Source organism: Bacteroides sp. 2201st1_D9_2201SCRN_220225 (genome assembly GCF_040928965.1).
Lineage (GTDB): Bacteria > Bacteroidota > Bacteroidia > Bacteroidales > Bacteroidaceae > Bacteroides > Bacteroides stercoris.
The window spans coordinates 1-9,386 of sequence record NZ_JBCODG010000005.1 but is presented as its reverse complement, the minus strand read 5'-3'; the positions used below and the strand labels follow the sequence as shown (position 1 = coordinate 9,386).

The following is a 9,386-nucleotide window of genomic DNA, read 5'->3' as shown; positions in this document are numbered from 1 at the left end:
GCGTTCCTGAGGCAGAAAAAGAGATTATACAAAAAATTGTAATCGAAGAGATGGAACGGGCATATCGCATGCTGGTACCCTTGAAAGCCGATTTCGGGTGGGGAAAGAACTGGCTGGAAGCGCACTAATCCGCTCGATAACTTTATTTAACTTACAATCAGAAAGCAACAGAAGCAATCGCTTTAAAATACAGTTTGCTCATCAGAATATCCGGCATCTTTGCTGCCGGATATTTTTTATTCACTAACCGCTCCAAAAAGAAAGCATACTATTCTTGTTACTTTTGACAATTTGATAAAATATTAGCCATATATTTTATTTATGTCAATTATATGCGTACCTTTGCACCGCTCTTAAGAAAGATATGATAGAAAATAGTAAGTAATACTCTAAAAAACATAAATCATGAAAACTTTAAAAACTTTGATTTTATTCTCTTTTCTTTTTGTGTGTGGAATGAATGCGTCAGCAGACAACAAAAGTAACCTTATTTACAATTCGGAAGAAGTAAATGGAATGAAAGTTGCCGAAACTGTTTACAAGATGGACGGCAGTACGCTTGCCAACTATATGAAGTACAATTATAAATACGATGACCAAAAGCGTATAACAGAAAGCGAAGCGTTGAAATGGAATGCCGTAAAAAACGCATGGACTCATGACATGTGTATCCGCTATGCCTATGAAGGTAAATCCATAACTACTACTTATTATAAATGGAGCAATAAAAAGAATACCTATATTCTTATCCCTGAAATGACAATAACAATGGATAATCCCGATATGTAATCCATTCATTTTCTCTCATAAATATACTCTAATAACTAATAATAACCCAAAACCTTTTCATAAACTGAGGAGCCGGAACAAATACATTCCGGCTCTTTTTGTATTTTTGCTTTCCAATAAAAACATAGAAGCATGATACCCCAAGCACTTATCCACTACGTCGAAACGGAGATTATCCCCCGATACGAACACTTCGACAAGGCACACAACCGTTCGCATGTACAAACAGTCATTGACGAAAGCCTCGCTCTTGCCAAACTTTATCCCCAGGCAGACGAACGTCTTGTCTACACCATAGCAGCCTATCACGACACAGGGCTTTGCCGCGACCGCGCCACGCATCACCTTGTTTCGGGAGAAATCATAGCCGCTGACAGCAACCTTCTGCAATGGTTCGACAAAGAAGAGATGGCAATCATGCGGGAAGCCGTGGAAGACCACCGGGCATCCAGCGACCATGAGCCGCGCAGCATTTACGGAAAAATCGTGGCCGAAGCCGACCGTATCATCGACACAGACATCACCCTGCGCCGTACCGTACAATACGGACTGAAACAAAATCCTGCGGCGGACGAAGCATGGCACTACCAACGTTTTCACAAACATCTGATGGAAAAGTACGCACCCGGCGGCTACCTTAAACTTTGGCTTCCCGACTCAAAGAACGCCGAAAGGCTGAAAGAACTGCAAAGCATCATAGCGGATGAGGTGCGTCTGAAAAGCATTTTTCACCGCATGTTCGAAGAAGAGAAAAGATAAAAGACTATCTTTGCAGCCAATTAACTGAATAATAATTAAAAAACAAGATATATTTATGGCATTAAAAGCAGGTATAGTGGGACTGCCCAACGTAGGGAAATCCACTCTTTTCAACTGTCTGTCCAGTGCAAAGGCACAGGCGGCAAACTTTCCTTTTTGTACTATCGACGCCCAAATGGGTCAGGTATCCGTGCCTGACGAGCGACTGACCAAACTCGCCGAAATCGTTCATCCGGGACGCATCGTGCCCGCCGTATGCGACATTGTCGATATTGCCGGACTGGTGAAAGGCGCCAGCAAAGGTGAAGGACTGGGTAACCAGTTTCTGGGCAACATCCGCGAGTGCGACGCCATTATCCATGTGCTGCGTTGCTTCGACAACGGCAACATCGTACACGTGGACGGAAGCGTAGATCCGGTGCGCGACAAGGAAATCATCGATACCGAACTCCAGCTCAAGGACCTCGATACGGTAGAAAACCGCATCAAGCGTGTAGAGAAGATAGCCAAAGTTGGCGGAGATAAAATGGCGAAAGTAGAGTACGAACTCCTGCTCCGCTACAAAGACGCATTGGAACAGGGACAGAGTGCCCGCACCGTAATACCTCAGAACGATGACGAGGAGCAATGCGCCAAACAGATGTTCCTGCTCACCACGAAACCGGTACTCTACGTCTGCAACGTAGACGACACCAGCGCCGCCACCGGCAACCAATACGTAGAGCAGGTGCGCGAGGCCATCAAAGACGAAGATGCCCAGCTCATCATCATCTCCGCACAGACCGAAGCTGACATCGCCGAACTGGAAACTTACGAAGAAAAGCAGATGTTCCTCGAAGACCTCGGCCTGAAAGAAAGCGGTTGCAACCGGTTGATTAAAGCTATCTACAGCCTGCTGAACCTCGAAACCTTCATCACCGCCGGCGAAATGGAAGTAAAGGCATGGACCTACCGCAAAGGCTGGAAAGCCCCGCAATGCGCCGGTGTTATCCACACCGACTTCGAGAAAGGATTTATCCGTGCAGAAGTCATCAAGTACGAAGACTACATTAAGTATGGCAGTGAAGCCGCCGTGCGCGAAGCCGGAAAACTGGGCGTGGAAGGCAAGGAATACGTGGTGCAGGACGGAGACATCATGCACTTCCGCTTCAACGTATAAAAATAACAGGAAGAGGGTATGTCGAAATGAATGACAAACTATATGTTTTGGGCAGGGCCAATGATGTAGCAATCAAAAATTTCGACATCCTCAATCATAAAGCTGAATTCGGCATTTCGAGACAATTCAATAATCATCCTTTTTACTCCTAAAATTTATGGAACAGCAAGGAGAAATAGTACTTTATCAGCCAGAAACAACCTTCAAGCTCGAAGTGCGATTAGAAAACGAAACAGTTTGGCTCACGCAAGCACAAATTGCAGAATTATTCGGTACCGGCAGACAAGCCATTACCAAACATCTGAAAAATATCTTCAACAGCAATGAATTGGAAGAAAATTCAGTATGTTCCATTTTGGAACTAACTGCTGCGGACGGCAAAACCTATAAAACCAAGATATATAATCTTGATGCGATTTTATCCGTAGGATATCGTGTCAATAGTAAAAATGCAACCTCTTTCAGATGTTGGGCAAACAAAATATTAAAAGAATACCTGCTGAGAGGATATTCGATTAATAAACGGCTAAACAACATCGAGCAAAGAATAAACAATGATTTACCGAAACACGAACAACGTATCGGGCAAATAGAAGAAAAAATAGATTTCTTTGTCCGTACCGCCCTTCCACCCGTAGAAGGTATCTTTTTGAAGGACAAATCTTCGATGCCTATGTTTTCGCCTCTAATCTGATAAAATCAGCCCAAAAAACAATTGTTCTCATTGACAATTATATTGATGAAAATACCCTTATGATGCTTAGTAAGAGAAATGAAAAAGTGGAAGCTACTGTATATACAGCCAAACTCACCAAACAGTTGCAATTGGACCTGCAACGACACAATGCTGAATATCCGGCAATAGCCATCCATGAATACAAGCAGTCTCATGACCGTTTCCTCATCATAGACTCCGAAGTTTTCCACATAGGGGCTTCCTTGAAAGATCTTGGAAAAAAATGGTTTGCTTTTTCAAAACTGCATTTCTCCCCGCAAGAACTGATTGAGAGGATGCTGACAGAAATACAGAAATAATTAATCTTCTAAAGATACGCTACAAATGAAAAATAACAACCTGAAGTATCTCATTGCAGGAACCGGCGGCGTAGGCGGTTCAATAGCCGCATTTCTCGCTCTCGCCGGAAAGGACGTCACCTGTATTGCCCGTGGCGGACATCTTGCCGCCTTACGTGAAAACGGATTGAAGTTACATTCCGATTTAAAAGGCGAGCATACATTGGACGTTCCGGCTTATACGGCAGAGGAATATGCTGCCCTCGCCTCTTCGGCGGACGCTTACAAGGCAGACGTTATTTTCGTATGCGTCAAAGGCTATTCCGTAGACTCCATTACGGAATTAATCAGGCACGCCGCACACAAGGACACGGTAGTAATCCCTATACTGAACGTCTATGGCACAGGTCCGCGCATCCAGCGGCTGGTTCCCGGCGTCACGGTACTGGACGGCTGCATCTACATCGTAGGATTCGTATCCGGCAAAGGCGAAATCACGCAAATGGGCAAGATATTCCGGTTGGTTTACGGGGCACACAAAGACACCATTGTTTCCCGTGAAACATTGGCAGCCATACAGCGGGATTTGCAGGAAAGCGGCATCAAGGCCGACATATCTCCCGACATCAACCGCGACACCTTCGTCAAATGGTCTTTCATCTCGGCCATGGCCGTTACCGGAGCTTACTACGACGTGCCTATGGGCGAAGTGCAGAAGCCCGGCAAAGTACGCGACACCTTCATCGGGCTTTCGCAAGAAAGCGCGGCCTTGGGACGGAAACTGGGCATCGGGTTCGAGGAAGATATCGTAGCGTACAACCTCAAGGTAATCGACAAACTTGCCCCCGAAAGCACCGCTTCCATGCAAAAAGACATGGCGCGCGGCCACCAAAGCGAAGTGCAGGGATTGCTTTTCGACATGATTGCGGCAGCCGAAGAACAGAATATCGACATCCCTACATACAGAATGGTAGCGGAGAAATTCAAATAATTTTATACCTTTGCCTCACCATCTTATACAGTTTCCGTCTTCCGGAGCGTAGCGCAGAACCTCTTCCGTGCAATACATACATAAAAAGAGCAGATTCTGCGCTACGCTCCGAAGAACGAAAACAAAGATATAAACTAACTTAAATTGCTTATGAATATGCTGACTCTCCTCTCTATCAACTGGAATCCCAACCCGGAACTGTTCAACCTTTTCGGCAGCCTTCCAATCCGGTATTACGGCCTGTTATGGGTGGTAGGCATCGCTCTTGCCTACGTAATAGTACACCGCCAATACCACGACCGGAAAATCGACGAAAAGACATTCGAACCGCTGTTCTTCTACTGCTTCTTCGGCATCCTGGTAGGAGCGAGACTGGGGCACTGTCTGTTCTACCAGCCGGATTATTACCTGAATCACTTCTGGGAAATGATACTTCCCGTGAAGTTCCTGCCGGACGGCGGCTGGAAGTTTACCGGCTACGAAGGGCTTGCCAGTCACGGCGGTACGCTGGGACTGATTATCGCCCTCTGGATGTACTGCCGCAAAACCAAGATGCACTATATGGATGTGCTGGACATGATAGCCGTAGCCACACCTGTCACCGCCTGTTGCATCCGTCTTGCCAACCTGATGAACTCCGAGATTATCGGCAAGCCGGCCGATGTGCCCTGGGCTTTCGTCTTTGAACGGGTGGATATGCTGCCCCGCCATCCGGCACAGCTCTACGAGGCAATCGCCTACTTCATCTTCTTCCTGGGCATGGTCTACCTGTACAGGCGCGGACAAAAGCAGCAGGAAAACAAGCTCAAAACGGACTTCAGCACCACCAAAGCCAAGTCCACCGCAGTGCAAACCGGCGCTACCCTACCCTACCACCGCGGTTTCTTCTTCGGCCTCTGCCTGACTGAAATATTCGTATTCCGCTTCTTCATCGAGTTCCTGAAAGAGGATCAGGTGGATTTTGAAAGCGCAATGACGCTGAATATGGGGCAATGGCTCAGCATTCCGTTCATACTTATCGGAGTGTACTTCATGTGTTTCCACGGCAAGAAAACGGCAGGAAAATAAGAACTCCTCAACAATAAAAAAATATCAAGGCATGAAACCGACAGTTCCACCTAAGGAAACTGAAAGTTCCATGCCTTGATACTTCTTGTTCCACTACGTGAAACAAAGAGTTTCTCACGGGGAAACAAACCGTTCCCTCAGGAGAAATTTTTTGTTTTATTCTTTGAAACCCGACTTACGTCGCAGGTTACTTTCCTTTGACTATCCGCTTGATGTCATTCAGCTTGTTCAGCGCTTCGAGCGGTGTCAGGTTGTTCACATCCAGGTTCAGTATCTCGTCGCGTATCTGGCACAACACTGGGTCGTCGAGCTGGAAGAAACTGAGCTGCATGCCGCCGCGCGTCTCTCCCACTTCAACCATCGGCTTGGCCGCGATGCCTTGCTGGCGATTGTCCTTTTCAAGCTGTTTCAATATATCACCGGCGCGTTTCACGATACTTTTGGGCATACCCGCCATTTTGGCTACATGGATACCGAAGGAATGCTCGCTGCCGCCGCGCTCCAGTTTGCGCAGGAAAATGACCTTATTGTCGATTTCCTTCACCGATACATTATAGTTCTTGATGCGCTTGAAGGATTTCTCCATTTCGTTCAGTTCATGGTAGTGCGTGGCAAAGAGCGTACGCGCCTTGGCATGCGGATGTTCGTGGATATACTCCACAATGGCCCAGGCAATGGAGATGCCGTCGTAGGTGGAAGTGCCGCGCCCCAACTCGTCAAAAAGCACCAGGCTGCGGGGAGAAAGGTTATTCAGGATGTCGGCCGCCTCGTTCATCTCCACCATAAACGTAGACTCGCCCACGGAGATGTTGTCGCTGGCTCCCACACGGGTGAATATCTTGTCCACCAGACCGATATGCGCGCTTTCCGCCGGAACGAAACAGCCGATTTGCGCCATAAGCGTAATCAGGGCGGTCTGACGGAGCAATGCCGACTTACCCGCCATGTTGGGACCGGTAATGATGATTATCTGCTGCGTACTGCTGTCCAGCATCACATCGTTGGCTACGTACTTCTCGCCTATCGGAAGCTGCTTCTCGATGACCGGGTGACGTCCCTGGTGTATCTCCAGTACCTCGTCGTCGGAAATTACGGGACGGATATAATTGTTTTCGCGGGCTGCGGTGGCAAAAGACAGCAGGCAGTCCAGCCGGGCTATCTGGTTCGCATCGGTCTGAATGGCAGGAATAAACTCGCTCAAGGACTGCACCAGCTCTGCATAAAGCTGTGTTTCCAGCACCAATATCTTGTCCTCGGCGCCGAGTATCTTTTCCTCATATTCTTTCAATTCCTGCGTAATGTAACGCTCGGCATTGACCAGTGTCTGCTTGCGAATCCACTCCTGCGGCACTTTATCCTTGTGCACGTTGCGCACTTCGATATAGTAACCGAACACATTGTTATAGCCGATTTTCAGGCTGGGAATGCCCGTAAGCTCACTCTCCCGCTGCTGTATCTGCAAAAGATAGTCCTTGCCGGAATAGGCTATCCGGCGCAGCTCGTCCAATTCGGCATTTACGCCGGATTTTATCACACCGCCTTTATTGACAAGCAACGGCGGGTCGTTGTTGATTTCCCTTTCGATGCGGTCGCGGATGGAACGGCAGATGTCCAGTTGTCCGCCGATATGGTTCAGACTGGCATTATCGGCATCCATACAGGCTTCCTTAATCGGTTCGATAGCCTGCAGGGCCACTTTCAGAGCGACTACCTCGCGGGGAGAAACACGTCCTACGGCTACTTTGGAGATAATGCGTTCCAGGTCGCCTATCAAGTGCAACTGCTCTTCAATCACTCCCTTGAACTCAGGCTTCCGGAAGAAATACTCCACCACGTCCAGCCGTCCGTTAATGGGCTTCACATCCTTCAGGGGGAATACCATCCAACGCTTCAGCAGGCGGGCTCCCATCGGGCTGATTGTTTTATCTATCACATCCAACAAGCTGCTGCCGCCGTCGTTCATGCTGCCCATCAGCTCCAGGCTGCGCACCGTAAACTTATCCAGACGGACGTACTTATCTTCCTCTATACGTGCCAGCGAGGTGATATGTCCTATCTGCGTATGCTGCGTCATAATGAGGTACTGCAAGATAGCCCCCGAAGCGATGATACCGTTTTTGAGATGCTCCACGCCAAACCCCTTCAGGTTCTTCACTTCAAAGTGTTTCAGCAGTTTTTCGCGGGCGGTGGTTTCCGTAAACACCCAGTCGTCCAGCTCGAACGTAAAGAACTTGCTGCCGAAATTGCCTTCGAACATTCCCCGGCGGCCACGTTCAAACAGCACCTCTTTCGGGGCGAAGTTGTTCAGCAGCTTGTCTATATGGTCAAAGGAGCCTTCGGCGGTCAGGAACTCACCGGTGGAGATATCCAGAAACGCCACCCCGCAGGCGCCTTTACCGAAATGAACGGCGGCGAGGAAGTTGTTTTCACGGTAATTCAGTATATTGTCGTTAATGGATACGCCCGGCGTTACCAATTCGGTGATACCGCGTTTCACCAGTTTCTTGGTGAGCTTCGGGTCTTCCAACTGGTCGCAAATGGCTACGCGCTTGCCCGCACGTATCAGTTTGGGCAGATACGTATCGAGCGCATGGTGGGGAAAGCCTGCCATTTCAATCGTTTTTCCCTTGCCGTTGGCGCGCTTAGTCAAGGTAATGCCTAATATTTCAGAAGCCAGGACGGCATCGGTGGAATAAGTTTCATAGAAGTCGCCGCAACGAAACAGCATGACCGCATCGGGGTGCTTTGCCTTCAACTCAAGAAACTGCTTCATCATCGGGGTAAGGACAATATCTTCGTGCATACAGGTATATCTTTGCGGAACACAGAAGCACGGTGGCGCAGAGTTTTAACGGTATGAACTCCCGGTTTCATGAAGCAGACGCTCTGCACAAGCAACTCTGTGCCACCGTATCTCTGTGTTCATTGATTAATGTCACAAAGATAATCCTTTTTTAGAAAATACGTATGTAAAGGGTTTCAATCCTTAGCAAGCCTTAACAAAGCCGGCATTTTTGCTAAAACATGTTATAAAACACACTTTTTTATTTGCTTTATTTGGAAATTTCCCGAAAGTCCGTACCTTTGCACTGTGTTTTTCATAGTATTAGATTTAAGGTTAACAAAGGTTGGAGTACAGCGGTACTCCTTTTTTTATGCCCGTACGTCCGGTTCATACATCCGCAACGCCCGCGCATGTCCGGCTTCAACCGCTAAAACCGGCGCAAAAGTTCCTCGAGCGTCACACCGCTGTCCGCTTTCATCTTCTCCATACGAATACGCTTCAGGCGCTTCTTTACCGAATCTTTTTCCAGATGCATGATTTGTGACATTTCCAATTGGGACAGTTGCATCTTCACCATACAGCAGTAGCGCAAATCCTCTTTATTCAAAGCAGGATAGTGTTGTTGCAGCCGCCTGGTGAAGTTATCGAAAATAATGTCCGCGTTCTGCACAATGTCTTCCCAGTCATCGTCCGAAAGAAGGATATTGCTCCCCTTCTCTATCTCCTGAACGATACGCTGGTTCAGCCTTCTGAAGAAAGTCTCCTTCAGCCGGGCTTCCTTCTGCTCCATTTCGGCCATACGCTGCAAGTTCTCGGTAGTC

The 9,386-nt window shown here is 47.8% G+C and carries 6 protein-coding genes and 2 pseudogenes; 6 read left to right on the top strand and 2 right to left on the bottom strand.

The features are described 5' to 3' along the window. The first annotated feature begins 405 nt into the window (after positions 1-405). The 6 genes and pseudogenes from AB5903_RS02430 to lgt all read left to right on the top strand — a co-directional run bounded on the left by AB5903_RS02430 (position 406) and on the right by lgt (position 5,780). On the top strand, positions 406-789 hold the full coding sequence (locus AB5903_RS02430) for a DUF3836 domain-containing protein (RefSeq protein ID WP_016660983.1): 384 nt from the start codon (positions 406-408) through the stop codon (positions 787-789). 132 nt (positions 790-921) lie between these two features. Beyond that, positions 922-1,548, top strand: a complete 627-nt coding sequence (locus tag AB5903_RS02425) for an HD domain-containing protein (protein ID WP_117906648.1) — start codon at positions 922-924, stop codon at positions 1,546-1,548. Between the two features lie 55 nt (positions 1,549-1,603). Continuing rightward, entirely contained in the window at positions 1,604-2,707 is a 1,104-nt protein-coding gene (gene ychF, locus AB5903_RS02420) for a redox-regulated ATPase YchF (RefSeq protein WP_005655814.1), read from the top strand. A 157-nt stretch (positions 2,708-2,864) separates the two neighbouring features. Then, positions 2,865-3,742 (top strand): annotated as a pseudogene (locus AB5903_RS02415) (virulence RhuM family protein). A 25-nt stretch (positions 3,743-3,767) separates the two neighbouring features. Then, a complete protein-coding gene (locus AB5903_RS02410) occupies positions 3,768-4,712 on the top strand; it encodes a ketopantoate reductase family protein (RefSeq protein WP_022105015.1) in 945 nt (314 codons plus the stop codon). A gap of 156 nt (positions 4,713-4,868) precedes the next feature. Then, a complete protein-coding gene (lgt, locus tag AB5903_RS02405; protein WP_022105014.1) occupies positions 4,869-5,780 on the top strand; it encodes a prolipoprotein diacylglyceryl transferase in 912 nt (303 codons plus the stop codon). Between the two features lie 187 nt (positions 5,781-5,967). On the opposite strand, the gene mutS is transcribed toward lgt, so the two are convergent. Then, the gene (gene mutS / locus AB5903_RS02400) at positions 5,968-8,583 is read right to left on the bottom strand and encodes a DNA mismatch repair protein MutS (RefSeq protein WP_117740762.1); all 2,616 of its coding nucleotides are present in this window, start codon (positions 8,581-8,583) and stop codon (positions 5,968-5,970) included. Positions 8,584-8,992: 409 nt separating this feature from the next. After that, positions 8,993-9,386 (bottom strand): annotated as a pseudogene (locus AB5903_RS02395) (hypothetical protein); the annotation flags it as partial.